The organism is Lysinibacillus sp. fls2-241-R2A-57 (assembly GCF_030209535.1).
GTDB lineage: Bacteria > Bacillota > Bacilli > Bacillales_A > Planococcaceae > Lysinibacillus.
Genome location: NZ_JARVRU010000020.1, coordinates 1 through 25,852 on the forward strand (window position 1 = coordinate 1; position 25,852 = coordinate 25,852).

General features: G+C 37.7%; 25 protein-coding genes. 9 read left to right on the top strand and 16 right to left on the bottom strand.

The genetic code is table 11. From position 1 onward, the window contains the following. Positions 1 to 472: hypothetical protein (locus QRN68_RS03820; RefSeq protein WP_285395365.1), on the top strand; the 472-nt coding region annotated here is incomplete at its 5' end. 59 nt (positions 473 to 531) lie between these two features. On the opposite strand, the gene QRN68_RS03825 is transcribed toward QRN68_RS03820, so the two are convergent. From QRN68_RS03825 to QRN68_RS03855, 7 genes are all read right to left on the bottom strand, one after another. Next, on the bottom strand, positions 532 to 1,119 hold the full coding sequence (locus QRN68_RS03825; RefSeq protein ID WP_285395366.1) for a peroxiredoxin family protein: 588 nt from the start codon (positions 1,117 to 1,119) through the stop codon (positions 532 to 534). Positions 1,120 to 1,136: 17 nt separating this feature from the next. Further along, a complete protein-coding gene (locus QRN68_RS03830; protein ID WP_285395367.1) occupies positions 1,137 to 1,769 on the bottom strand; it encodes a hypothetical protein in 633 nt (210 codons plus the stop codon). Positions 1,770 to 2,298: 529 nt separating this feature from the next. Then, positions 2,299 to 2,433 carry a hypothetical protein gene (locus tag QRN68_RS03835; protein WP_285395368.1) on the bottom strand — a complete coding sequence of 45 codons (135 nt, stop codon included), beginning with the start codon at positions 2,431 to 2,433 and terminating at the stop codon, positions 2,299 to 2,301. 240 nt (positions 2,434 to 2,673) lie between these two features. Further along, positions 2,674 to 3,996: a murein hydrolase activator EnvC family protein gene (locus QRN68_RS03840; RefSeq protein WP_285395369.1), complete on the bottom strand. Its 1,323-nt coding sequence runs from the start codon at positions 3,994 to 3,996 to the stop codon at positions 2,674 to 2,676. Positions 3,997 to 4,116: 120 nt separating this feature from the next. Next, on the bottom strand, positions 4,117 to 5,001 hold the full coding sequence (ftsX, locus tag QRN68_RS03845) for a permease-like cell division protein FtsX (RefSeq protein WP_285395370.1): 885 nt from the start codon (positions 4,999 to 5,001) through the stop codon (positions 4,117 to 4,119). Next, on the bottom strand, positions 4,991 to 5,677 hold the full coding sequence (gene ftsE / locus QRN68_RS03850; protein ID WP_285395371.1) for a cell division ATP-binding protein FtsE: 687 nt from the start codon (positions 5,675 to 5,677) through the stop codon (positions 4,991 to 4,993). The genes ftsX and ftsE overlap by 11 nt, the downstream gene beginning before the upstream one ends. Positions 5,678 to 5,944: 267 nt before the next feature. Then, positions 5,945 to 7,135 (bottom strand): DUF4097 family beta strand repeat-containing protein, encoded by a 1,191-nt coding sequence (locus QRN68_RS03855; protein WP_285395372.1) that lies wholly within the window; start codon positions 7,133 to 7,135, stop codon positions 5,945 to 5,947. Positions 7,136 to 7,545: 410 nt separating this feature from the next. Between QRN68_RS03855 and QRN68_RS03860 the strand changes: the two genes are divergently transcribed. After that, positions 7,546 to 8,037 (top strand): hypothetical protein, encoded by a 492-nt coding sequence (locus QRN68_RS03860; protein WP_285395373.1) that lies wholly within the window; start codon positions 7,546 to 7,548, stop codon positions 8,035 to 8,037. A gap of 335 nt (positions 8,038 to 8,372) precedes the next feature. Here QRN68_RS03860 and uvrA read toward each other — a convergent pair whose 3' ends face one another. The 3 genes from uvrA to QRN68_RS03875 all read right to left on the bottom strand — a co-directional run bounded on the left by uvrA (position 8,373) and on the right by QRN68_RS03875 (position 14,370). After that, on the bottom strand, positions 8,373 to 11,237 hold the full coding sequence (gene uvrA / locus QRN68_RS03865; RefSeq protein ID WP_285395374.1) for an excinuclease ABC subunit UvrA: 2,865 nt from the start codon (positions 11,235 to 11,237) through the stop codon (positions 8,373 to 8,375). Between the two features lie 7 nt (positions 11,238 to 11,244). Continuing rightward, entirely contained in the window at positions 11,245 to 13,224 is a 1,980-nt protein-coding gene (uvrB, locus tag QRN68_RS03870) for an excinuclease ABC subunit UvrB (RefSeq protein ID WP_285395375.1), read from the bottom strand. A 903-nt stretch (positions 13,225 to 14,127) separates the two neighbouring features. Beyond that, positions 14,128 to 14,370 (bottom strand): IDEAL domain-containing protein, encoded by a 243-nt coding sequence (locus tag QRN68_RS03875; RefSeq protein WP_285395376.1) that lies wholly within the window; start codon positions 14,368 to 14,370, stop codon positions 14,128 to 14,130. Between the two features lie 225 nt (positions 14,371 to 14,595). Here QRN68_RS03875 and QRN68_RS03880 point away from each other — a divergent pair, with 225 nt between their 5' ends. Further along, positions 14,596 to 15,105 carry a competence protein ComK gene (locus QRN68_RS03880; RefSeq protein WP_285395377.1) on the top strand — a complete coding sequence of 170 codons (510 nt, stop codon included), beginning with the start codon at positions 14,596 to 14,598 and terminating at the stop codon, positions 15,103 to 15,105. An 84-nt stretch (positions 15,106 to 15,189) separates the two neighbouring features. Here the strand turns inward: QRN68_RS03880 and prfB are convergent. Beyond that, a protein-coding gene (gene prfB / locus QRN68_RS03885; RefSeq protein WP_481817426.1) for a peptide chain release factor 2 occupies positions 15,190 to 16,294 on the bottom strand; the annotation gives its coding sequence in 2 pieces (ribosomal slippage) (positions 15,190 to 16,218 and positions 16,220 to 16,294; 1,104 coding nt in all). A 254-nt stretch (positions 16,295 to 16,548) separates the two neighbouring features. Further along, positions 16,549 to 17,088 carry a competence protein ComK gene (locus QRN68_RS03890; RefSeq protein WP_285395378.1) on the bottom strand — a complete coding sequence of 180 codons (540 nt, stop codon included), beginning with the start codon at positions 17,086 to 17,088 and terminating at the stop codon, positions 16,549 to 16,551. A 960-nt stretch (positions 17,089 to 18,048) separates the two neighbouring features. Here QRN68_RS03890 and QRN68_RS03895 point away from each other — a divergent pair. Further along, a complete protein-coding gene (locus tag QRN68_RS03895) occupies positions 18,049 to 18,420 on the top strand; it encodes a hypothetical protein (RefSeq protein ID WP_285395379.1) in 372 nt (123 codons plus the stop codon). Between the two features lie 197 nt (positions 18,421 to 18,617). Here QRN68_RS03895 and QRN68_RS03900 read toward each other — a convergent pair whose 3' ends face one another. Next, entirely contained in the window at positions 18,618 to 18,773 is a 156-nt protein-coding gene (locus QRN68_RS03900) for a hypothetical protein (protein WP_285395380.1), read from the bottom strand. A 295-nt stretch (positions 18,774 to 19,068) separates the two neighbouring features. On the opposite strand from QRN68_RS03900, the gene QRN68_RS03905 reads away from it, so the two are divergent. Both QRN68_RS03905 and QRN68_RS03910 read left to right on the top strand, forming a co-directional pair. Next, positions 19,069 to 19,809, top strand: a complete 741-nt coding sequence (locus QRN68_RS03905) for a MerR family transcriptional regulator (RefSeq protein WP_285395381.1) — start codon at positions 19,069 to 19,071, stop codon at positions 19,807 to 19,809. A 4-nt stretch (positions 19,810 to 19,813) separates the two neighbouring features. After that, entirely contained in the window at positions 19,814 to 20,419 is a 606-nt protein-coding gene (locus QRN68_RS03910) for a CPBP family intramembrane glutamic endopeptidase (protein ID WP_285395382.1), read from the top strand. A 455-nt stretch (positions 20,420 to 20,874) separates the two neighbouring features. Here the strand turns inward: QRN68_RS03910 and secA are convergent, their stop codons facing one another. The 3 genes from secA to QRN68_RS03925 form a co-directional block, all read right to left on the bottom strand. Beyond that, complete coding sequence (secA, locus tag QRN68_RS03915) at positions 20,875 to 23,385, bottom strand: preprotein translocase subunit SecA (protein ID WP_285395383.1); 2,511 nt, start codon at positions 23,383 to 23,385, stop codon at positions 20,875 to 20,877. Between the two features lie 138 nt (positions 23,386 to 23,523). After that, positions 23,524 to 24,075, bottom strand: a complete 552-nt coding sequence (gene hpf, locus QRN68_RS03920) for a ribosome hibernation-promoting factor, HPF/YfiA family (RefSeq protein WP_285395384.1) — start codon at positions 24,073 to 24,075, stop codon at positions 23,524 to 23,526. A 241-nt stretch (positions 24,076 to 24,316) separates the two neighbouring features. Then, on the bottom strand, positions 24,317 to 24,700 hold the full coding sequence (locus tag QRN68_RS03925) for a PilZ domain-containing protein (protein ID WP_285395385.1): 384 nt from the start codon (positions 24,698 to 24,700) through the stop codon (positions 24,317 to 24,319). A gap of 217 nt (positions 24,701 to 24,917) precedes the next feature. Between QRN68_RS03925 and QRN68_RS03930 the strand changes: the two genes are divergently transcribed. From QRN68_RS03930 to QRN68_RS03940, 3 genes are all read left to right on the top strand, one after another. Continuing rightward, positions 24,918 to 25,112 carry a hypothetical protein gene (locus QRN68_RS03930; RefSeq protein ID WP_285395386.1) on the top strand — a complete coding sequence of 65 codons (195 nt, stop codon included), beginning with the start codon at positions 24,918 to 24,920 and terminating at the stop codon, positions 25,110 to 25,112. Then, on the top strand, positions 25,109 to 25,462 hold the full coding sequence (tnpB, locus tag QRN68_RS03935) for an IS66 family insertion sequence element accessory protein TnpB (protein WP_285395387.1): 354 nt from the start codon (positions 25,109 to 25,111) through the stop codon (positions 25,460 to 25,462). The genes QRN68_RS03930 and tnpB overlap by 4 nt, the downstream gene beginning before the upstream one ends. A 62-nt stretch (positions 25,463 to 25,524) precedes the next feature. Then, positions 25,525 to 25,852: transposase domain-containing protein (locus QRN68_RS03940; RefSeq protein ID WP_481817427.1), on the top strand; the 328-nt coding region annotated here is incomplete at its 3' end.

Here is a 25,852-nt window from a genome sequence, read left to right on the forward strand (position 1 = left end):
CTATACCAACTTTTTGAAAGAAATACACATTTCTTTTCTTAAGTTGACAGCTATGATTTACCCTTCTCGCGCGGGGATTCCATCGGCTTTCGCGGGTATTTACCTTGCTCGCGCGGGTATTCCATCGTCTTCCGCGGGGATTTACCTTGCTCGCGCGGGTATTCCATCGCCTATCGCGGGTATTTACCTTGCTCGCGCGGGTATTCCATTGTCTTTCGCGGGTATTTACCTTGCTCGCGCGGGTATTCTATCGCCTATCGCGGATATTTGCCTTTCGGGCGGATATGCCAGCGCCTATCGCGGATATTCGCCTTTCTCGCGCGGGTATTCTATCGCCCATCTCGGATATTCGCCTATCGCGCGGATATTCCATCGCCTATCGCGGGTATTTCCCTTGCTCGCACGGATATTCCCCCTGAGCGCAGGTGTTCATTCTCGAATCAAGGATATTTTATATAAAACTTTCACATAAAAAATCTGCTTCGTTTCAATGAAAAAACGAGCAGATTCTTTGAATTTATTATTTTTTATTTAGTCTAATTCTTCTACATAGCTTTCTAACATATTAGCATCCATCGGCCCGCTAATAGCACGTTGAATATATCCATTTGAATCAATAAAATAAGTGGTAGGAATCATCATAACATTATATTGTGGAGAAACTTCTTTTTTTTGGTCAAGAAGGATAGGAAATGTTAGTTCGAAGCTATCTCTAAATGTCATGACCGTATCAATTTTTCCGTCAGCTGAAAAATCACGTTCTTGCGATGTTAAATTGACAGCTATGATTTCCACATTATCTTCTTTAGCATGTTGTTCATAATACTTTTGCATATGTGGCATTTCTGCCTTACACGGTGGACACCATGTTGCCCAGAAATTTAACACGACTTTCTTTCCACGAAGCTCACTTAATGTTACATCTTTTCCATCCAAGCTTGTTAAAGTAAAATCCGGTGGTATATCTCCCTTTTTTAAGCCAATCTTTTCTTCATCCACTGCTTTCCCAAGAGAAGCTGTTTCAATTTCACGGTCCTTATCAATCTGCTGTTTAACATATGTACCAATCATCGCGACTACTAATAGCACGACGATAAGCAGCCCAATATTTTTTTTCATCCCTTACCTCCCAATAATTAAATACTTTGTGAAAATTTCTTTGAGTAGTCATATATTGCTATACCTAGTATAAGTAATATGACGCTCACCCATACTGCTGGTTGCCATAAACCATGCGGCTGAAAAAAGGCAACACTTATAAGCCCAATCGTATATAAAAATAGTGCACGATTGATAACCGTCATTTTCCATAGTATGAGGATCGTTAATGTACTTAGCACAATTAAAGTAATTACTTCGCTATTGATTTGATTATCATTTAGTAACACCACAAGCCATTGATAGATTGACTGCGTTAAAATAATTGCCCAGCTACAGGCAACGATTCCAGTTGCATCAAACTGTAATTTTTTTCGCTTCCACCAAATCTGAAGTGAAGCGGCCATTACCCCTAAAATGACACCCATTGTTCCACCATTGAAATAAAGGATTGCAAACGGTTGAGCAATAACAGTTTTAAAATCAGTGACAATTATGCTAAATTTCCAAACAAGAATAAAGGTAAAAACTGCGTCTCCATATACCCCCGACCATTTTTTCGGAAATTGTACACGTAAAACTAGCCATACAATGAAAAATGCCACAAGGAGAGCGACAGCCGTTGCTGGTAATGTTAGTGTCCGAATAGAGAACCATTCTGTATTATTCACCTGATAAATCCTCCACAAGTAAAGATAATTTCAGCATAGCATACAATCGTTATGTGAACTGTCATTTCACACTGTGTTCAAAAAATCTTCCTAAAACTTGAAAAGAATATACTTTTTATAAGCAAATTCATTGAAATACCCCAGAAGGTATATATACTCTAATATTAACATAAAATGTGGCACAACTAGAAAATGACTGGCTCATCACCATAACGTGTGGTTGATTTCCGTTCCAGCTGGGGCTTCCGATGAGCCACTTCACTCGCAAAGCTCGCTCCAGGTTCTCGTCTGGAACGCTAATCCCAAGGAGTCGCCCAACCTCACTCCAATCAACTTATATCAATTTCGCCTTGTCGTAATTGTAGCTGTCGCTTTGCTTTCGCTACAGAAAACCAATGCGCCCGAAAATAATTTCTAATTAACTTTTACAATTATCTACCAAAACAACGCTGATTTCAAGGTACCACTATAGAAATGCCTTCCCAAAACTTTCTGCCGACTGGTCCCTTTCTTAATGTTATTATATCCGTCATCTTAATAGTTCCATCCGTCTCTTTTCTTCTTTTTTCCATCGATTCGTAGGTTCTTTCTGTCGATTTAATCGTCCTATCCGTCGCTTTGCTGCCTCTATCCGTCTCTTTATCTCTACTTTCCGTCTCTTCACATCTTCCATCCGTCGATTCGTTGGTATCTACCAGTCTCTTTTATTTCTTCAGGCACTTATGTAAAGCTTCAACATCATCCCGCCGACTTACTGCGAAGCCTTCGATTTGTTGACACTGTAAGGTCTGGACTAGCAAGCTTTTATGAAAGGCATGTCGCGACAGTATGGTTATAAAAAACTTAATAGAAAGCTAAAAAAGCTATACATTAGATGAATTCTAATGTATAGCTTTCAATATTTTTACAATGGAATATATTTTAATGGATTGACACTACCGACTGCTTGTCCTTGCCAAGGGCCATTGTGCACTTCAAAGTGTAAGTGTGGTCCTGTTACTCGTCCTGTGCTGCCCATCGTAGCAATTTGTTGACCTTTTGTTACTTCTGTGCCAACACTAACATTGAAGGAATTTAAGTGTGCATACACTGTCGTATAAATTTGACCGTCGATAGAATGCGTAATGATGACAGCATTACCATACGTGCTTAGTGGTGCAGCATAGGAAACCACACCGTCAGCAGCTGCCCAAACTGGGGTACCTGTATTATTTGCAAGATCGACTCCATAGTGGAATTCTGAACCTCCGCCAAAATTACGCCAGCCATAAGGCGACGTTAGACGACCATTTGTTGGCGTAATCCACGTACCATTCGATTGTGGAGCCTGGACTGTTGAAGACCCACCACCACTATTACCACTATTACCTGAATTAGATGCCTTAGACTTGGCTGCGGCTGCTGCGGCTGCCTTGCGTTTTTCTTCTTGTTGGCGGGCAATTTCAGCTAATCGTTTTTGCTCATCAATAATCTTTTGTTGTAATTCATCACTAATTTCAAGTGCCTCAGAGTATTCTTTTTCAAGTAAAACTTTCTCTGATTTTAGTTTTTCTTGTTCTTTTTCTAACTGATCAACTAATTTGTTTTTCTGAGTTTTCTGCCCATCCAATGATGCTTTTAAACGATCAAGCTCAGCTTTTTTATCTTCAAGCTTTTTGCGTTTGCTTTCTAAGACTTGCTTTTGTTCCTCTAATTTTTGCTTGTCCTCTTTTTGATCATGGATAATTTGACGGTCTGCTTCCATTAATGAATTAACAGCAGAGAATCGATCGATAAAATCTACGAAGCTATTAGAACTAAGCAGTACGTCTAAATAGGTAACGGTACCACTCGCCTGAATGGCACGAGCACGATCCTCTAACAATAAATCACGCTCTTCAATTTTGCGCAGAAGCTCCGTTATAGAACCTTCTAAAGTTTTTATTTCTTCATTTGTAGAATGTATTTCTGCCATTACATTTTTAATATTACTATTAGTTTTGTCAATTTCAGCGTTTAATGATTGAATTTGATCTAATATTTGTTGTTGCTTTTCTTCATTTACAGTAATGGCATTTGATTTATTTTTGATAGATGAATTTAAGCCATCTTTCTTTGATTCGATTTGTTTTTTTTCATCTTTTAAATCCGATAAATTTGTTGCATATGCTGATGGAGTTTGGATAAAAAGAAATAGTGCAGATGCTGCTGTAAGTGTTTTCATTGAGTTTTTCGCCATACTTTTCACCGAGTGAACTCCTTTTCGACTATTATTTTGGTTGATCACCTATTAGGTTGTTTCCATTCTAGACGGCACTTTTCACGAGGCTTTTAATAAGCTTCTTTACTCGTTCCATATCCTCAAAGACTAGATTTTTAAAAACTTACGTACTGACATGAAACTTCCCCAAACACCGATTAGTACACCAATTAGTAATATCAGAGCACTTACTTGATACACAAGTGGTGAGAAATCAAGTACTTGAATAAGCTCACCTTTTAGTCGAGGCGCAATAATTTTATATACATTGTGGTAAAGGGTTGCGACAACCGCAATCGGAATAATAGAACCTAAAAGCCCGAGCCACATACCTTCTAATAAGAATGGAATACGCACGAATGAATTCGTTGCTCCTACAAGTTTCATAATTTCTATTTCATCACCACGTGCAATAATCGTAATTCGAATCGTATTAGAAATTAAGAAAATTGCTGTAAATAATAAGCCTAAAATGAGCACTACCCCTACGTTACGGCTAGTATTTAAGAAGTTGAAAAGCTTTTCTACTTTGCCTTCACCATACATAACATCATATGTAAACTCAAATTCATCAATCTTCTTTGCGACTTTAGCCGTTTGTTGAGGATCTGAAGCCTTCACATAAATAACATTACGTAATGGATTACTTTGCTCAAATAATTTAAAATCGTCCCCAAAATCTTTTACTAATTTAGTTAACTCATTTTCCTTTGTCGAATAACTCATCTCTTCGACACCTGGCAATTTCTTTATTTTTTCCATGAGCGCTTTTTCAGCAGCTTTATCAGCTGTTTCATCAATTAAAATTTTAATTTCAACATCATTCTCTAAATCAGTTGCTACTTTATTTAAATTCATCATAATTAGCGCAAATACGCCTACTAATATTAATGTAACTGTAACTGCACTCACTGAGGCAATGGTCATCCAACTATTACGACCAAGTGACTTTATACTTTCTCGGAAGTGACGTTTTAGAGTATTAAATTTCATAGCCGTAATCACCTCCGTGCTCATCACGGACAATCATGCCGCCTTCAATTGCAATTACCCGACGACGAATTGTATTCACAATTTCACGGTTATGCGTTGCCATTACAATAGTTGTACCTCGTGCATTAATTTCCTCAAATAAATTCATAATCTCCCAAGATGTCTCAGGATCAAGATTTCCAGTAGGTTCATCTGCAATAACGACCTTCGGAACATTGACAACAGAGCGCGCAATCGAAACACGCTGCTGTTCGCCACCTGAAAGTTCATTAGGGAACATTCTTGCCTTATTTTTCAGCCCCACGAGCTCCAAAACCTCCATTACCCGGCGACGAATTTCCACAGGATCCTCCTCGATTACCTCTAGTGCAAATGCTACGTTCTCATAAACATTCAAACGAGGGAGTAGTTTGAAATCCTGGAACACAACGCCAAGTTGTCGACGTAAAAAAGGCACCTTATTATTTTTCAATGTAGCTAAATCTATGCCATTAACAGTGATTTCTCCCGAAGTAGCTTTTTCCTCGCGATACATTAATTTAATGAACGTCGATTTACCTGCACCACTTGGACCTACAACATAGACAAATTCACCTTGCTTTATGTTAACGGAAATCCCATTTGTCGCAACAACGCCATTTGGATACTTCTTTGTCACATTTTTCATTTCTATCATATTTAAACCACCTAAATCTCTTACCTATGTAAGAGGTATTTCATTTACTATTATAGCACTCTATTTCTTTTTTTTTATTACAGTTTCATTTCATTACGTGTCAGTTCTTTCTATTTCGTTCTTTCATTGCCATTGCAAAAACGAAATTGACATAAAACTCGACATAAAAGAAACAGAAATCGACTTCAATGAAGAGGCGTCGATTTCTGTTGAAAGTAAAAAAACATTCAAGCTATGCTGTTTTACATAGCCCGAATGCTTTGTTCCTTAAATATGCTGCTCGTCAGTTGTTGTATAACGTACTAAAACTGCACCTGTTTTAGATTCACCTTCGATAAATAGTCGATTGGCATTCTCTACTTCTTTATCAAAACGTACTACTTTTGATAAGAATTGATCCTGTGATTCGATTTTGGAAGCATCTTGAATACCAATATCTACTTTACCAAAATTCGTAACTATTTTACCGCTTAACGATATTGTACGTGGCACATACAATTCAACAGCTCCTGCAACTGTTTGCGCCTTGATTTTTGATGAATTGGTTGAGCAAGTTGTGACAACAACATGTCCATTGACCGATTTTGCTTCAACTTCATCCAATGCACCATCTAAATATACACGACCATTCAATGTTTCAGCTTCTAAATCTTTACCACGGACATTTGTTAATTCAATCGAACCATTAGAAGAATCAACTTCTGCCTTTCCAAAATTAAACTTAGAGCCTTTAATCACACCGTTTAACGTCTTTACTTTTAATTGCTCAAAATCCGTATCTTGTAAAGTAACACTACCGTTCATTAAACGTACAGATAGTTTTTCTAATTTTTCCTTTGGTACAAGTACTTTAACATTTACTTGAACAAGCTTTAGTTGACTTAAAATTCGTAGTGAACCTTCATCTTCCTTTACAACGAATTGCTCTAGGAAATGAGCACGCGTTTCTTCTTCACTGTCATTAATAAGTGGTGCCTTCACCTTGCAAATAACTTGGAAGCTATCTCCCTCGGCAGATTCTAATGAAAAATTGCCATTCGGTAATTCAGCAAATATATTATCTATATGTTCAGCTGCCACTTCTTCCGTATGTGTAAACTCAACTTTATCACCAAACGGAGAGTTAACATCAAATTCTTTTACTTTTTTCACTGCTGTATTCATCATATCCATAAAGAGTGAACCAATTTGCGTTAAATCTTTACGGAAATCTCGCATCTCTTCTTGGAAATACTTAGTGAAATCTTCATCTTTTTTCGTTTGTTCATCTTTGTGACTTTCTTTAAACACTGACTCTTTTTCTGTCGAGGAATGCTGGCCCTCATTTGAGACATCATTCATAACATTTTGAGTGGACTTGCTAGGTTGCTCTAACGCTTCTAATAATGTAATCGCCTCTTGCGCTGTAATTGTTCCTTTTTCCACAAGTTCTAAAATTCGTTGACGTTCATTTTGCATAATTAAATAGCCTCCCTCAGTTCGTTATACTATTTATACGAATCATCTTGTGAAAAGTTTCACCATAAAAATGAAAAAATTGGGCATATATCTTTTTTTAGGCTTATTTTCATAGCGTTTTAACATAATGTCATCTAACTTTTGAATTTATCGGAACATTTTTACGTTTTATCACCCAACTTTTGAATTTTATCGACCAACTTTTACGTTTTATCACCCAACTTTTACTTTTTATCGACATCCGCATGCCGGGCGCTTTCCTGGGGGGCGTATGATGTATTAAACTGGTAAGTAGTTATTAAAGTAAGTTAAATTTAATAAGTTAATTCAACCGTAATTGGTAATAGAAAGACAATAACCGATGCTTGAGCATTAAGTTATTGTTTTTCTTTTTAAGTAGGAGGGATATTTTGAACAAAAGTCGGTTCATAGTTGTTCTTTTGCTAGTTTTTTTAGTAGTCGGGGTAGGTACTTATACGTATTATCGCTTTAACCCAATAATTAATATTAATACTAAAATAATTGAGCTTGATGAAAAGACTCAGGAAAATTACAACAATATAGATAAATATCAGAAAAATAACTATAAAAAACTAGAATTTATATTAAATGTAGATTACTCCGATAATATCGATGATTTAGAAATAAACATACCCTATTCATTTCGTGAGTTATTAGGCGAAGACGTTTATTGGACCGGTTCTAGTTATCAAAATAAAGATCCAGAAAAAAATAAGATAGAATATAAAGACGAAATCATTATAAATTATAAGCAGCTTGAAAATAAGGATATCAAAGATTTATTGAGTAAAGGAACGATCACAATAACATGGGAATTGGACGGAAAGAAGAAAAGTAAAACATTTAATATTGGAGAAACCATTACATTTTCCAAGACATAGAGTGTAGATGATTGTATTAAAAACCTTGCGGAATGTACGATGAGATTTTTTATTTTCTCGTAAACATCTCGTAAAAATCTATAGAGGTGAGATGTTTTTAATCAAACAATCAAACTTTTTTATAAAGCTACACTTAACAAATGTCATCCAACTTTTGAGTTTTATCGCAACACTTTTACGTTTTATCACCCAACTTTTACTTTTTATCGACATCCGCATGCTGGGCGCACGTAAAAAAGTTCGCAAATCTCTCTTAGGAAATTTGCGAACTTTTTTTACGCGCAGTAATTTATCGGTGTCGAAAACTAATAATCAGTGGGGATAAAACCCCACTATTATTGAGAAGCCTTTGCTAATGCAGCTTCCATACGCATACGATCTCTTGTCAATATGGGCTTTAAATATTTCCCTGTATAAGAGCCGCTTACTTCAACGACTTCTTCTGGTGTACCTGTCGCAACAATGGTACCACCTTTGTCGCCACCTTCTGGCCCTAAATCGATAATGTAGTCTGCTGTCTTGATGACATCTAAATTATGTTCGATTACTAGTACTGAATCGCCATTTTCTACAAGACGCTGTAAAACAACAAGTAAACGTGCAATATCATCTGCATGTAATCCTGTTGTCGGCTCATCTAAAATATAGAATGATTTACCTGTTGAGCGACGGTGTAATTCTGAGGCTAATTTCACACGCTGTGCCTCACCACCAGATAATGTTGTTGCAGGTTGCCCTAGTTTCATATAGCCTAATCCAACATCCACAATTGTTTGTAGCTTACGCTGGATTTTCGGAATATTTTCGAAGAATACGACTGCGTTTTCAATCGTCATATCTAAAATATCCGCAATGCTCTTATCTTTATATTTTACTTCAAGTGTTTCACGGTTATAGCGTTTCCCATGGCAGACTTCACACGGCACGTAAACATCTGGTAGGAAATGCATTTCAATTTTGATAATACCGTCACCACGACAAGCCTCACAGCGACCTCCCTTAACGTTGAAGCTAAAGCGACCTTTTTTATAGCCACGTACCTTCGCCTCATTTGTTGCTGCAAAAACATCTCGAATATCATCAAACACACCTGTATAAGTAGCAGGATTAGAGCGTGGTGTACGACCGATTGGTGATTGGTCAATATCAATAACCTTTTCGAGCTCTTCCATCCCTGTTACTTCTTTATGTTGGCCTGGCTTCACCTTTGAACGATTAAGCTTTTGAGCCAATGATTTATATAAAATTTCATTAATAAGCGTTGATTTACCTGATCCTGAAACCCCTGTTACTGCAACGAATAAGCCAAGTGGTATATCAACTTTCACATTTTGAAGATTATTTTCCTTAGCACCTTTAATCGATAATTTGCGTCCATTCGGTTTACGTCGCTCAATTGGCAGTGGAATAAACTTCTTACCACTTAAATATTGCCCCGTCAAAGACTTTTCATTTTCCATTACTTCCTGTGGTGTTCCTGCCGCTACAATTTGACCACCATGCACACCTGCACCAGGACCAACATCAATGAGATAATCCGCTGCCAGCATCGTATCTTCATCGTGCTCGACAACAATAAGCGTATTGCCAATATCGCGCATATTTTGCAGTGTGCTTATGAGACGGTCATTATCGCGTTGATGTAAGCCGATTGATGGCTCGTCTAAAATATAGAGGACACCTGTTAAACGCGAGCCAATCTGTGTAGCGAGGCGAATGCGTTGAGCTTCTCCCCCTGAAAGTGTTCCTGCTGCTCGACTTAATGTTAAATAATCTAATCCTACGTTTACGAGGAAGCCTAGTCGTTCTTCAATTTCACGTAAAACTAGTCGAGCAATTTGCATATCCTTTTCTGATAAATCCAGCTCTTTGAAAAATGTATCAGCTTCCTGAATCGAATACTGAGTGACTTCACCAATATGCTTATCTGCTAGTTTTACAGCTAATGTTTCAGGCTTTAAGCGATAACCTTTACAAGAAGGACATGCTTGCTGCGCCATATATTTTTCCATTTGTTCGCGCACGTAATCAGAAGTGGTCTCCTTAAAACGACGCTCCACATTACGCACAACACCTTCAAATTCAATCATTTGATCTCGCACATTGCCAAACTCATTTTCATAATGGAAGTGGATTTTATCTTTACCAGAACCATATAAAATTTTATCCATCTTTTCTTTCGGAAGATCCTTTACAGGTACATCCATCGGAATATCATAATGATCACAAACAGCCTTTAATAACTGTGGATAATATTGTGAGCTAGTTGGTTCCCACGGTGCTAAAGCATGCTCTAATAAAGAACGGTCCCAATCCGGTACTACCAAATCAAGATCTACCTCTTGTGTTGAACCTAAACCATCACAGCTTGGGCAAGCTCCGAATGGACTGTTAAATGAAAACATACGAGGCTCTAGCTCACCAATAGAAAATCCACATAATGGACAGGCATGATGCTCACTAAATAATAATTCCTCATGTTCCATCACATCGACAAGTACACGCCCATCAGCTAAACGCAATGCTGTCTCTAAGGAGTCGCTAAGACGTGCCGCTACACCTTCCTTCATCACAACACGATCAATGACTACTTCAATCGAATGCTTTTTGTTTTTATCAAGATCAATCGCATCATCTAAATCACGTAGTTCCCCATCGATCCGCACTCGAACAAAGCCTTGCTTTTTTAAATCCTCCAGTAACTTTACGTGCGTTCCCTTGCGCCCTGAGACCATTGGAGCAAGCAACTGCATTTTCGTTCTTTCTGGGTAAGATAATAAACGATCGACCATTTGCTCAATCGTCTGGGAAGTAATTTCAATACCATGATTCGGACAAATAGGCTTACCGATGCGCGCATATAGCAAACGTAAATAATCATAGATTTCCGTTACTGTACCAACTGTAGAACGTGGGTTACGGCTCGTCGTTTTTTGATCGATGGAAATAGCAGGAGATAACCCCTCTATCGCATCGACGTCTGGTTTGTCCATTTGACCAAGGAATTGTCGGGCATAGGCTGAAAGTGATTCTACATAACGACGTTGTCCCTCAGCATAAATCGTATCAAACGCTAATGATGATTTCCCTGAGCCCGATAAACCTGTTAACACTACTAGTTGATCACGTGGAATTGTGACATTAATATTTTTTAAATTATGTGCTCGCGCGCCCTGCACGACTATTTCAGTATTTTTCACAAGCCATTCACCCTTCTACCTTCAATTCAAATATTGTATCGCGCAGCTCAGCAGCACGTTCGAAATCTAGCGCTTTTGCTGCTTCCTTCATTTCTACTTCTAGCGTAGCAAGTAACTGCTCTCTTTCCGCCTTCGTCAGCTTCTTACCTTTTGTTGCCTTCGCTACATAAGACTCTTCTTCCTCTGCCACCTGTGTCGCACGAATAACATCAGGAATCTTCTTAACAATCGTTTTCGGTGTAATGCCATGTTCTTCGTTATATGCCATTTGCAGTGTTCGACGACGTTTCGTTTCCTCAATCGCCTTTTTCATAGAGTCCGTCATATTATCTGCGTACATAATGACATGACCATTGGCATTACGTGCAGCACGTCCAATTGTTTGAATGAGTGAACGCTCTGAACGTAAAAACCCTTCCTTGTCAGCATCTAAAATAGCGACAAGAGAAACCTCAGGAATATCTAGCCCTTCCCTCAATAGGTTAATACCAATTAGAACATCATAAGTACCTTTGCGAAGCTCACGAATAATTTCAATTCGCTCTAGTGTCTTAATCTCTGAATGCAAGTATTCCACTTTTAAGCCCATTTCTTTCAAATAAGCTGATAAATCCTCAGACATTTTTTTCGTCAATGTTGTCACGAGTACCCGCTCATCACAAGCAATACGTCCTTGAATTTCATCGATTAAGTCATCAATTTGTCCTTCAATAGGACGTACGTCAATTTGTGGATCAAGCAGCCCAGTTGGACGAATAATTTGCTGCGCCATTTCCGGCGTATGCTCAAGCTCATATGGGCCAGGTGTTGCCGAGACATAAATGGCTTGATGAATACGTTTCTCATATTCCTCAAAGCGTAAAGGACGGTTATCTAGTGCTGATGGCAAACGGAAGCCGTGCTCTACCAACACACCTTTACGTGCTTGGTCACCATTAAACATTCCTCGAACCTGTGGCAATGTCACATGACTTTCATCGACAACAAGTAAAAAATCCTCTGGGAAATAATCAAATAACGTATATGGAGTTGCCCCCGCTTCACGCAATGTTAAATGACGCGAGTAGTTTTCAATCCCTGAGCAGAAGCCCATTTCACGCATCATTTCTAAATCATAACGAGTACGCTGCTCTAAACGCTGCGCCTCCAATAATTTATCCTCCGCACGTAAAAGAGCTAGGCGCTCCTCCAACTCTTTTTCAATATTTTCAATGGCTTTTAGCAGTTTTTCTTCTCGTGTAACGAAGTGGGATGCTGGGAAAATAGCGACATGGTCACGATCCCCTAAAATTTCACCCGTTAACGCATCTACCTCGCGAATTCGATCTATCTCGTCTCCGAAAAACTCCACACGAATACAATGTTCATCACGGGATGCTGGTAATATTTCCACTACATCTCCACGTACCCGAAACGTCCCACGCGTAAAACTCACATCATTACGCTCATACTGTACATCGACTAGCTTTCGAAGCAATTGATTACGTTCAATTTCCATTCCGGTACGCACTGACACGACCATTTCGCGATACTCTTCTGGAGAACCTAAACCATATATACAGGACACGGACGCAATAATAATGACATCCTCACGCTCAAATAATGAAGATGTCGCAGAGTGACGTAACTTATCAATTTCATCATTAATGCTTGAATCTTTCTCGATATAAGTATCCGTCTGTGGCACATAGGCCTCTGGCTGAAAGTAATCATAGTAGCTGACAAAGTATTCAACTGCATTATTAGGGAAGAACTCTTTAAACTCACTATATAATTGACCCGCTAATGTTTTATTGTGCGCCATAATAAGTGTCGGTTTTTTTACCTCTTTAATGACATTAGAAATCGTAAACGTTTTTCCTGTTCCTGTTGCACCGAGCAATGTTTGATGACGTTTACCTGCAAGTACACCCTCCACTAATTCCGCAATTGCCTGTGGCTGATCCCCATTAGGCGTATATGGCGCTTGTAAATCAAATGTTTGCACACATGTCCCCGTCCTTTCCTACCAATTTGTACATATATTTTAGCATAGCAGTATTAAAATTTCGAACATTTAACGAACGAATGTTTGTAAATTTTTATTCTTTTGCTACAATGTAGAACATATGGCCGAAGTGCTTAATGAAAGCTTACTTATACATTCGATAATTGTAGAGCAAAAAAAGTGATATTCCTTACGGCGACTTAACTGCTGTCTGTAAACATAGAGTTCCTGTTAATAGATTACCCTTTCCAAATGTTAGCTAATCGAGATGGACGGATGGAAATGCATTAGCCTAGAGGAGATTTTCAATCGTTTGATAATAGACTCTCCTCGTCGAGCTCGAGTCCTGGGAGTTTCGATTGGGTAAGGAGGTGAAATGTTCGGGTAGGCTGAAGAACTGATCGGGTTGATTGAAGATTTGATCAGGTAACCAGAAGATACGATCGGCTTGGCCATAGATCTGATCGGGGTCGACGAAGATTCGCTCGGGTTGACCGAAGATACGCTCCGCTTAGCCATAGATCTGATCGGTTTGGCGATGATTCGCTCGGGTCAGCCGTAAATCTGATCGGGGTCGGCGAAGTTTCGCTCGGGTCAGCCATAAATTTGATCGGGTTCGACGAAGTTTCGCTCGGGGCGGTCGTAAATCTGATCGGGTTTGGTGAAGATTCGCTCAGGGCGGACGTAAATCTGATTGGGGTCGACCAAGAATCGCTCGGGTCCTAGGAAGATTTCGATTACTTCAAAAAATATCTGCTCAGGTCCTGGCTCAGCTTAATGCCACCATATCCACTCAAGCCATATGAAGTTCCGACGAGTTCAGGGCACCCCAAATCACCAATCTTCCAAAGAAAGTAGCAAAAAAATCCCGCCCTCCAATAAACGGAGAGCGGGCTCATCATATTATTCACTTGCTACTTCGTGTAAGACTTTTAGTTCGGTTGCGTATAGATGAAATGCCTTTTCATCTTTTTCATCGAGTGCTCTATCTATCAGAACCATGAGCTGCTCTTCACGATGCATACGCTGGATATGATTTAAAAATAAATCTAAATAAATCTCGTTCAATAATTTCTCTGCCTCATCCACTTTCTTTGACTGACCAACGGCTTTTAGAAAATCTGTATACGAATAATATTTATCCAACGATCTCACCTCGATCCTTTTCTAAATTATATGAAAATTGAATTTAAAAAGCAATGCTTAAGAACCGAAAATCACTTCGATTTGCTATTAATCTCGAGTAATTTCAAGCAATTTCTCTAAGCAATTGCTTGGAATATCAATCACTTTTGTCTTTTATCTATATTTTCTGAATTCAAATTTATATTTTACACTTCAATAATAAATAGAAAAGGAGGCACTACATATATGCCAGCAAATTATGTCAATGGATATTTAATGTCTTTCAACACCTATTTACTTCAACCAATTCAGTACGACTCTAAAATTTTCACACGGGTAATCGACAAGCATAATGAACTCATCGTCACACGGAAGCCACTGCATATATTACGAAAATCTTGTATTTCACTCGGAACAACCTATGAGGCAGCAAAACATTCCGCCAAGCGCTTCTTCGGTAATCAACATAAACTTCCAATCGTTGTTGCTTATGATTATGGTTACCCTTGTATTTTTCTACCAACTTATTCGCCAAACTCTGTCCACAATATTTGGATCGGGCTACACGCCATTTCGAATATTGTACCGAGTAAAACGGGTTGTATCGTCACACTAAAAAATGATAAACAAATTGAACTACCCATTCAATATGCTTCTATTAGCAAGCAATTTGTCAATGCATCGATGCTTTATAAGCATTACATGAATGAACGTAAGCAGCTTAGTCAAGACAATCCATATCATCCACCTTTTTGAGAGGGCGACCGATCATTGCTAATCTAGAAGAACAAAAAATCCCCTCAGGAGCACAATTTCACTGTGCCTCTGAGGGGGCTTTCATTATCCGATTTTTGAACGTAAGTATGCATTAATGAATGGATCTACATCACCATCCATCACCGCTCCTACATTACCTGTTTCTTCATTTGTACGATGATCCTTCACCATTGAATATGGATGGAATACATATGAACGAATTTGTGAGCCCCAGCCAATTTCCTTCTGTTCACCACGGATTTCATCTAGCTGCGCCTGCTGCTTATCGATCTCTAATTGATAGAGTTTCCCTTTTAACATCGTCATTGCTTTTTCACGGTTTTTAATTTGTGAACGTTCTGCCTGACATTGTACGACAGTACCAGTCGGGATGTGCGTAATACGAACAGCTGAATCTGTCGTATTAATATGCTGACCACCTGCTCCTGTTGCACGATACGTATCAATTTTTAAATCCTCTGTGCGAATATCAATTTCAATATTATCATCGAATTCAGGCATAACATCACAAGAAACGAATGATGTATGACGACGACCAGAAGAGTCAAACGGTGAAATACGCACTAAACGATGGACACCTTTTTCTGCTTGCAAATAGCCGTAAGCATTATGACCCTTAATGGACAATGTTACAGATTTAATACCTGCTTCATCCCCTGGAAGATAATCAACTGTTTCGACTTTAAAGCCACGTTTTTCTGCCCAACGTGTGTACATACGAAGTAACATTGAGCCCCAATCCTGAGATTCCGTACCACCAGCTCCTGGGTGCAACTCTAAAATCGCATTGTTTTGATCATATGGACCACTTAATAGTAATTGCAGCTCAAAATCGCCCATTTTTTGCTGGAATTCTACTAATTCTGTGCCCAGCTCCTCCTGCAATTCTTCATCAGGCTCTTCTCGCAATAGCTCTAGCGTCATATCTAAGTTCTCATATGTTTCCACTAAATCTTTATATTCATTCACAATTGCCTTTAAGCCATTACCCTCATTAATGATTACTTGTGCGCCTTGCTGATCATCCCAGAAGCCTGGCTCAAGCATCATTTCATCTAATTCCTGCATGCGTGCCTCTTTGTTTTCTAAGTCAAAGAGACCCCCTAAAATCCGCCAATTTTTTGGCTGAAGTGTCTAACGCGTTACGTACATCTGCTAATTCTATCATTGTTAAATCCTCCGAACATTATTAATGGGGCTATTTGTAAATATTCATGATGAGTTACCGAAGTATCGGTATGTGCCTTTAATCCAAATGATTCTTGCTAAGTTCTCATCGTTCTCGAGATGCATTCAAAATGCTCATATCTCTATTTTTTGTAAGCCCCGTATTTTTTTATTATAACGTTTTTACGTCGGAAAACATACTTTTTTAACAATACGGCTTGATTTACATAACTAAATGTACGACAATCATTCGTCTTAAGCTTTATCCTCATATTTAGAACTGTGGCTTGCCATGCGTGGATATACTTTCACTCGATCATGTTGTACTAGTAAGTGTTTTGTTCGTTTCTCTAGTTTATCCTTTAGTAAAAACGCTCTTTGAATTCTGTATTCAAATGATCTAACACTTAAATCCACAATAATGTCCTTGCCGTTCATAAAAACTATTTTTGTACTCTTTTTATCCACAACTTGATAGTCCTCAATATGATGGACAGCCAACCATATACATTCAGGATGTAAAGGAGATTTACTTGGAAACCATACAATATCACTTCCTTCATGAACAACGATTGGATTTTTATTCAGCTTTCCAAGTATCATTTTCGAGCCATCGAATGCCCCTCTTAGGCTTGAACCGAAATACCGTAGATTATAATCCATTAATTTTGTCGGTGATAATTTTGATATATATTGATAATCCCGTTCTATCACACGTGTGCACAAGTTCCCATAGGCATCATACTCCGGCATATACAGCATCGTTTCACCACTCATAATGTCATCATTTTGCATGTTTATCCCCCTTAAAATTATTTTTTCTAGTAAAGAGGAGTATAGTAATAAATATATTGGTATACTCCAATGTATTTCCTCGAGAATTTTTATATCCACACATGAATCACCCCCTTAATTCAAAGAAAGTAAGTCCACACTTATCACACCATATAAAACTTTTCAACCATTTATATATTTATAATAAACTAGATAAAAGTTATAAACATTACCCTTTTCATTGAACTATTTACCTATTGTTGTAGTATTATATACTTTTTTCTGAATTATCTAATAATTTAATTTACACCATAATGTTGGGGGGATTTCCGTTCTGACTGGGCGCTTTCTTAGGGGCGTCCGATGAGCGCTTAGCCAAAAGGTGTTTTTTGCGCGAAAGCGAAGCGGCAAACGTAGTGGCAGCAACAGGTGTTTTTTGCGCGAAAGCGGAGCGGCAGTGGCACGATGGTTGGTCACGAAAGCGTTATCACAGGTTGTGATGCTCTAGCCCTCGTTCCCCTTATTGCGCGCTCCAAGGTCCCATTTGTGACGCTGATTCCCAAGAAGTCACCAAGTCTCTACTTCAATCCACTTATATACATGGAATACGTTTTACCAAATGTTATCCCCTACTTTTGATGATGAACCTATTATTATAGCTTTGGAATAAAGATTGATCAAAAACACCCTGCAAACACGTATTTCACGTTAAATTAAAAAAATCTCGAAAAGTCCTATCATAGCTATGTTTATATAGCTTTGTATAAAAAGCTGTATAAACAATAGCCTCATAAAAAGGCACGAACGTTGATTTAACAACATTCGTGCCTTTTTGGTGTGTTTCCAAACTTTGATTTTGGAACGTTATTTTAAATGGGATTGTATAGCTTAAGCAAACGTATTAATCAACTAAACTGTTGTACAAGAAAGTAAACAATGACCGATATAAAAAGTAAATATATTACATATCAGGAGGTTATAATGAATATTCAACTAGGAAATAGTAATTACCTTAGCACCCTAAAAAAAGATGGCTCCAATCGTTTATCAGATGATTTGTTTTTAGATAAAAATAAAAAATCTAAAGCAACATATGAAATTAAAAAAGAGAAAGGCTATATACGTCATTACGTGACGAAAGCAAATGGCGAGATAGTGATGATTAAAGAAACAAAGTTACCTAAATCAAAAGAAAACGAACAAAGTTCTGGCGATATGAAGGATATGATTACTGAAATGGTTATGAATCAACTAACAAAAATTTTGGATAAAGAACAATTTAATAAGTTTTCTAAAACAGGATTAGTAGCTCAAAAAGAAAAGCAGATTGAAAAATATGCTACAAGTATTTAATTTGAATGAGGTTGTTCCCAAAGCCTGATTTGGGGACATACTGATTATAAGCAGCAAAAAACAAACACCTCATTCAATTGAATGGGGTGTTTTATTCCCTAACTTCCATTTGGGAACGTTTATTATATTTATTTTGTATGCTTTAAAATATTGTTGCAATAAAACACAGGTTAATTTATTGTCTCTAATTTTTATGTCTATTCTTTACAAAAATCTACAAATTTTTTTGCCTGTATTAAGGATATACCTGTTTGCTCTCTCAAAAACTTCACCGCTTTAATTTCACCGACTGACTTTATTTTCTCTTTTACTAAGGCAATCAGTTCCTCATTATAGATTTTAGTATAGTCCATTTTTTCGCCCCCTCGTGTAATTAAAGTTTAACATTACCAAAGCGTCGTTTGGGGGCTTTTTTAGCTTAACGTTGTATATCCGCATAAATCTATTAGCCTCCACATAGAAGTTGTAGAGTGATAAATATGTATAATATGAGTACCCCATTTGTTGAAAGTTTAAACAGTTGGCGTTGACAACCTTTTTGGCAGAGAAGGTTGTCTTTTTTTATTATGTATTGCGAAGGACGTTACGTCACAATCTAATATAGATGATATAGGAGCTTAAAAGTAACTAATGTTTGGAGGGGATTATTTGGAACTTACTATAGGTAAATTTGCAAAAGCAGTTAATACAACGATAAGGACACTTAGACATTATGAGAAAATAGGTCTACTTGTACCTAGTAAGAGAAATGAATTAAATCAGAAAATTTATACTGGGGATGAATTGAAGAAGTTTTATAACATACAGTTGCTAAAAAGTTTGAACTTACCTTTATACGAAATCAAACAAAGGCTTGAAGACCCAGAGTATTCTTTTAAAGAAATGTTAGAAATTCAGGAAGCTTTACTTCTCGATAAGAGAGATAAAATAAATATGTCATTGGGAATGATGACCAGGATTAAGGCTCTATTAAATGAAACCGGTGATTTAACTAACGAAGATTTTATGTTGCTCATGAATTCTATTCGATTAGAAGAAGATCAAAGAAAAATTTTGAATCGGTATTTCTCAATAGATACAATTGATGCTATTATTCCCAAAAGTAAATCTCAACAAATAGCATTAGATAGGCTGAATATGAGGTTGTTATCTTTTTTTCAAGCAGCAATCCACAATGAACTAACCCCTGAAAGTCACGAAGTACAGAGAGAATTAAAAGAAATAATAGAAATGCTTCCTGTACCTTTAGAAGAGTTTTATAATTCCAATAATAATTTAGAAAAACAATTGGGAATTATTAAAGCCATATTACCTGTTAATATGACTGAGTTTTTAGGAGAAGCGATTCGTGTATTGTTTAACAGTCATCATGAGGGAAAAGGAGAATAAGTTTATGATTGAATTAAGTTCGAGAGAGCATTATAAATTATTGAGTCAAATTGTATTAGGATTAACTCCTTTCTTAATATTAGGTTTAATGCTTATAGCGATCTTTAGATGGGGAGAAATCATACCCTTTATTGTTTCGTTGTTTGTTCCCAATGATCACTCGTACCTTTTTGTTACCTTACTAGGTTTGATTGTTGGTACGATTATAGTATTAATTGTAGTTGGTCTCATAATTAAAACAAAAACAGAGCTTCCTCAAACTGAAAGCGCAGAAATAATAAATAAAATAATGAAGACTTCAAGTGGTATTGCCGTTAGTTCACTAGGGGGAAGCTTTTTTGAAGAGTTTTTCTTCAGGGGTGTACTAATAGGTTTGTTTATTGGTTATCATCATATCATTGATGGAGTCGTAATTATTTTTAGTTCCTTTCTATTTTGGATCATTCATATACCGCAGTATAAAGGTGTTTATTTAGCATACGTATTAGTACTTATTAATGGACTGATATTTGCATTATTGTTTTATTTTACTGGTTCTTTAATTCCTTCAATGATTGCTCATGCTATTTATAACTTTGGAATAGGAATCTACTTTATAAAATCTAAGTAATAGAAACAGTTTTAGTCTAGTATTTAATGCTATTTTTGTGAATTGATAATAAAGTTATTGAATTATAAGAGCCTTGCTCATTTAGTAAGGCTCTTATAATTTGTATAGGTAACACCATAGGAAATCTTGATGTTACTTTTTTAAAACAGAAAATGTTCATTATGAGTGTAATCTAAAGGGGCAAAACGGTGCAATTTTTTTATAAACGGTATAACTTTATTTTAAACAGTACGACTTTATTTCAAAGCAACAATTATGGGCATGGAAGCCTCCTCTTCACTTAAGAATGCTAATAATCATCACCTCTTTAATAGAGCTGATTTTGATTTAAAAAAGTTCTTGCTATGCGCAATGCATAGCTTACACAAAATTCCTCCTCCAGTTACACATGCCCGCACACGCAAAAAAAGACCATTTTAACGTGTAGTTAAAATGATCTTTTCGTAATCGTAAACTTATTGACCTGCACCATGGCAGTTTTTAAATTTCTTCCCACTTCCACATGGACATAAATCATTACGTCCGACATTCTCAGCCTTACGGACAGGTTGCTTTTTCGGTGCTGGAGAACCATCCTCTTTCGGATTAACAGCTTGTCCTTTTGCAACTTCCTCACGCTCTAAGTTACTGCGGATTTCTGCCTTCATTGCATATTTCGCTACATCTTCGCGGATGGAAGCGACCATATCCTCAAACATAGCAAAACCTTCTTGTTGGTACTCACGAAGCGGGTCATTTTGACCATATGCGCGAAGATGGATACCTTGACGTAGCTGATCCATTGCATCAATATGATCAGTCCACTTCGTATCAATTGAGCGCAATAAAATAACCTTTTCAAATTCACGCATACGCTCTGGTGTAAGCTCTGTCTCTTTTTCATCATAACGCGCATGAACAGCATCAGAAATCATTTGGTTAATTTCTTCAGCAGATTTGCCTTGGAAATCTTCTACCGTCTGATCATCTTCACCTAGGAGATTTGCACCGACAAAGTCATCAATGGCTTTTAAGTTCCAATCCTTTTGCTCGCCTTGCGTATACAATGCGACAACATTGTCGATCGTTTCTTGAATCATAGACTCAACAAGGACACGCATATTATCTGTTTCTAATACGTCATAACGTTCTTTATAAATAATCTCACGTTGCTGACGTAACACATCATCATATTGTAATAAACGTTTACGAGCATCGAAGTTATTTCCTTCAACACGTTTTTGAGCTGATTCTACTGCTCTTGAAACAACTTTTGATTGTAGTGGCTGTGAATCATCCATCCCTAATCTCATCATCATGGACTTCATATTATCAGAGCCAAAACGACGCATTAATTCATCTTCTAGTGACAGATAGAATTGTGTAACCCCTGGATTCCCTTGACGACCAGAACGACCACGCAGCTGATTATCGATACGACGAGATTCATGACGCTCCGTACCAATTACCGCTAAACCGCCAATCTCCATTACACCTTCTCCAGGCTTAATGTCTGTACCACGACCAGCCATGTTCGTAGCGATTGTTACGGCGCCTTTCGTACCAGCATTAGCAATAATTTCAGCTTCACGCTCATGGTTTTTCGCGTTCAGGACATTATGTGGAATTTTATGTTTATCCAATAAATTCGAAATGATTTCAGACGTTTCAATGGCAACAGTACCAACAAGAACAGGTTGTCCTGCTTTATGGCGCTCTGCAATATCTGCCGCCACCGCTTTATATTTTCCTTCCATTGAAGCAAAAATTAAGTCTGGACGGTCATCACGAGCAATCGGCTTATTCGTTGGAATCGCCACAACACTCATATTATAAATATTACGGAATTCCTCTTCCTCTGTTTTCGCTGTACCTGTCATACCTGAAAGCTTTTGATACATACGGAAATAGTTTTGGAACGTAATTGTCGCCATCGTCATCGATTCATTTTGAATCTCTACGCCCTCTTTAGCCTCAATCGCCTGATGTAGTCCATCTGAGTAGCGACGACCTTTCATTAAACGACCCGTAAAGCCGTCAACAATAACAATTTCTCCATCTTGCACAACATAATCTACATCATTATGCATACTTACGTGTGCCTTTAACGATTGGTTAATAGCATGGTTTAAACGTACATGCGTTAAATCAAATAGGTTATCAATACCAAATGCCTTCTCCGCTTTTTCAACACCGGCATCTGTTAACGTAACACCTTTTGTTGACTCTTCATATGTGTAATCCGTATCCGCACTTAACATACGACAAAACGCATTAGACTGTTTATAAAGCTGCGCTGATTTCCCAGCCTGACCCGAAATAATTAATGGCGTACGCGCTTCATCAATTAAAATCGAGTCAACCTCATCGATTACTGCATAATGCAACGGACGTTGTACACGTTCTTCTTTATAAAGCACCATATTATCACGTAAATAGTCAAAGCCTAGCTCATTGTTTGTGCTATACGTAATATCAGCTTCATAGGCTGCACGTTTTTCTTCTTTTGACAGGCTGTTCAAGTTTAAACCAACTGATAAGCCTAAGAAATTATACAGATGCCCCATTTCTTCAGCATCACGACTCGCTAAATACTCGTTGACTGTGACAACATGCACACCTTTACCAGTAATGGCATTCAGGTAAACAGCCATTGTAGCCGTTAACGTTTTACCTTCCCCGGTTTTCATCTCCGAAATATTACCTTCATCAAGTGCAGCAGCACCCATAATCTGTACGCGGAATGGGTACATCTCTAACACACGCTTAGACGCTTCACGACAAACGGCAAAAGCTTCCGCACGAATCGACTCTAATTTCTCTCCGTCGGCAAAACGTTTTTTAAATTCTTCTGTTTTCGCTTGTAATTGATCATCTGAAAGCTGTTCCATTTGAGAAGCGAATCCCTCAACCTGGTCAGCGATTTTTTCTAATTTTTTTAACTCACGTTTATTGAAATCAAATAATTTATTTAATAGGTTTACCATGAATTTTTTCACTTCCTATATAGTCTCAAATTTCATTTTACCATTGTGTAACAGTTTCATGCAAACAGTGTCACTAGCAGGACGATAAAGTCATAAAAAAGGCTCCCGCTGTGGCGAGAGCCTTTGTACATATGAAGTTTAAGTTGTTTCGATTAAGCCGTATTTACCGTCTTTGCGTTTGTAGACAATATTTGTGCCGTTTGATTCCGCGTCTGTAAAGATATAGAAATCATGCCCAAGCATATTCATTTGTAATACAGCTTCTTCTTGATCCATTGGTTTTAGATCAAATTGCTTTGTACGAACAATAGAGTATTCTTCATCCTCTGTCGATACATCAGCTACTGCTTGAGTAGTAGCAAAATAAAGGCCTGCACCTTCGCGCTCACGGAATTTACGGTTTACCTTTGTTTTATGCTTACGAATTTGACGTTCTAATTTATCAACAATTAGGTCAACTGCAGCATACATATCATTATGACGCTCTTCTGCACGAAGAGTTAAGTTTTTCATTGGAATTGTAACTTCCACTTTTGTTTGCTTGTCATTATAAACCTTTAAATTTACGTTAGCGTTGGCGTTAACATCTTCGTTAAAATAACGTTCAACTTTGTCGATTTTGTTCTCAACATACTCTCGAATAGCTGGAGTTACCTCAATATTTTCACCACGAATGTTAAAGTTTAACATGTAAACTCCTCCTTTATAACTGCTATACTTTATATTTCTACACAAGTGTGAGAAATTCCTCTAAAATAATTCTTTTTTTCGCAAATTTTTTTATCCCGCATTAACGGGCTGTAATACTCCCACCTTAAATTCAGCAGAGGCAAAGGAGTTTAGGTGGGAGCCTAACTGCCCTTAAAAGCCCGATTGGTGAAGACTAATAATCAGTGGGGATAAAGAAACCCCCTCTGATTAAAGTTTCACTTTATGAATTTACGTTATTTAATTTTGCCTCATCAGCTTCTTTTCTTCGTCGCGACTTCAATTCATCAACAATCAAATCTTCTACCGATCCTTGATTATTGAAATTCACGCCATACTGCTTGCCATTGCCAAAAGGACGGCTCCAAATTATTTCTCCACAAGCTCGTACCTCTACGGTATCCAGAACAAAGCGTAAATCCAATGGAGGAGGATTGACACCTAAATCCACCTCAGTAAACATCTTCAAACCTCGCGGACTAATATCGAGCAAGTCAGCCATTGCTGTTTGTGCTTGATTCACTTTTCCATTTTCATATACCGCAAAAGTCATTTTAATAGGTTCATCGAATTTAAATCGAAAACCTTCTTGTCTCTTAAATTTCATCTACCCACTCCAATACTATTCTAAACATTTATTTAGCTTGATTATGACATGATGCATGATTTACATCTAGAGGGAATAAGTAACATATTTTACCGTATAAAGGGCTAATTTATGACTATTTAAATGATTCCCTGTAAGCCCGTAATCAAATAACGCATATAAACAACCTGGCACCTCCGGTACGATAGATGTATCTATCTAAGGAGGTGCTTTCCTTATGTCAACTAACAAATTAACCATTGTACCAGTTAAACTGGATCCCATACCAACTGAAACAACCTCGACTAATTCTTTCCAACAGACAGCTGGGCCAAGCTGTCTGATTAAAACTGCTGCAGGCGAAATCTCCTTCTTCAATGGCGTAGATGAGCACATCATTCAAGCTGTGATGAAGGAGCTGGTTCAAAAATGAAGCATGATTTTACGCGCGTGCAAAATATTTATATTGTCTGTGGGAAAACTGACATGCGTAAAGGGATTGACGGTCTAGCGACCCTCGTTCAGGACTCGTTTGAACTGGACCCTTTTAGTGACTCGATTTTTTTATTTTCAGGTATAAGTAAGGACCGCTATAAATGTCTTTATTTTGACGGTGACGGCTTTGCGCTACTTTATAAACGTCTAGACAATGGCAGGCTACAATGGCCCAAAAATGAAAAGGAGGTACGAAATCTATCTCAACAAGAATTGCGTTGGTTATTGGAAGGTTTATCTCTTCAACAACCGAGGGCAATTCAGAAATCTGCAAAAGGTGTCTTTTAATCACTACTTTCTAAATGGTATAATTAACCGCAGATAATTTGAACGGAAATGTGGTGAACAAGATGAGTATGGAAACAACAGAAAAATTAATTCACTTATTAGAAGAGCAACTCGCTGTTATGAAGCAACAAAACGAAGAGCTTTCTAAAAAGTTAGACGTGTCACTCGCCCAAAATAAATACTTGTCTGAACAAGTTCGCCAGTTAACCAAAATGATTTATGGTTCGCGCTCGGAGAAGTTAAAATACCAACCACCAGATGGACAATGTTCGTTATTCGATAATGATCCGTCTTTTAATGGGTCTGAGCAAACAGAAGAACAAAGCACGGAAACTGTGACGTATACAGTGACCCGTTTAAATAAAAAGAAAAAGCGTAACGATTCATTCG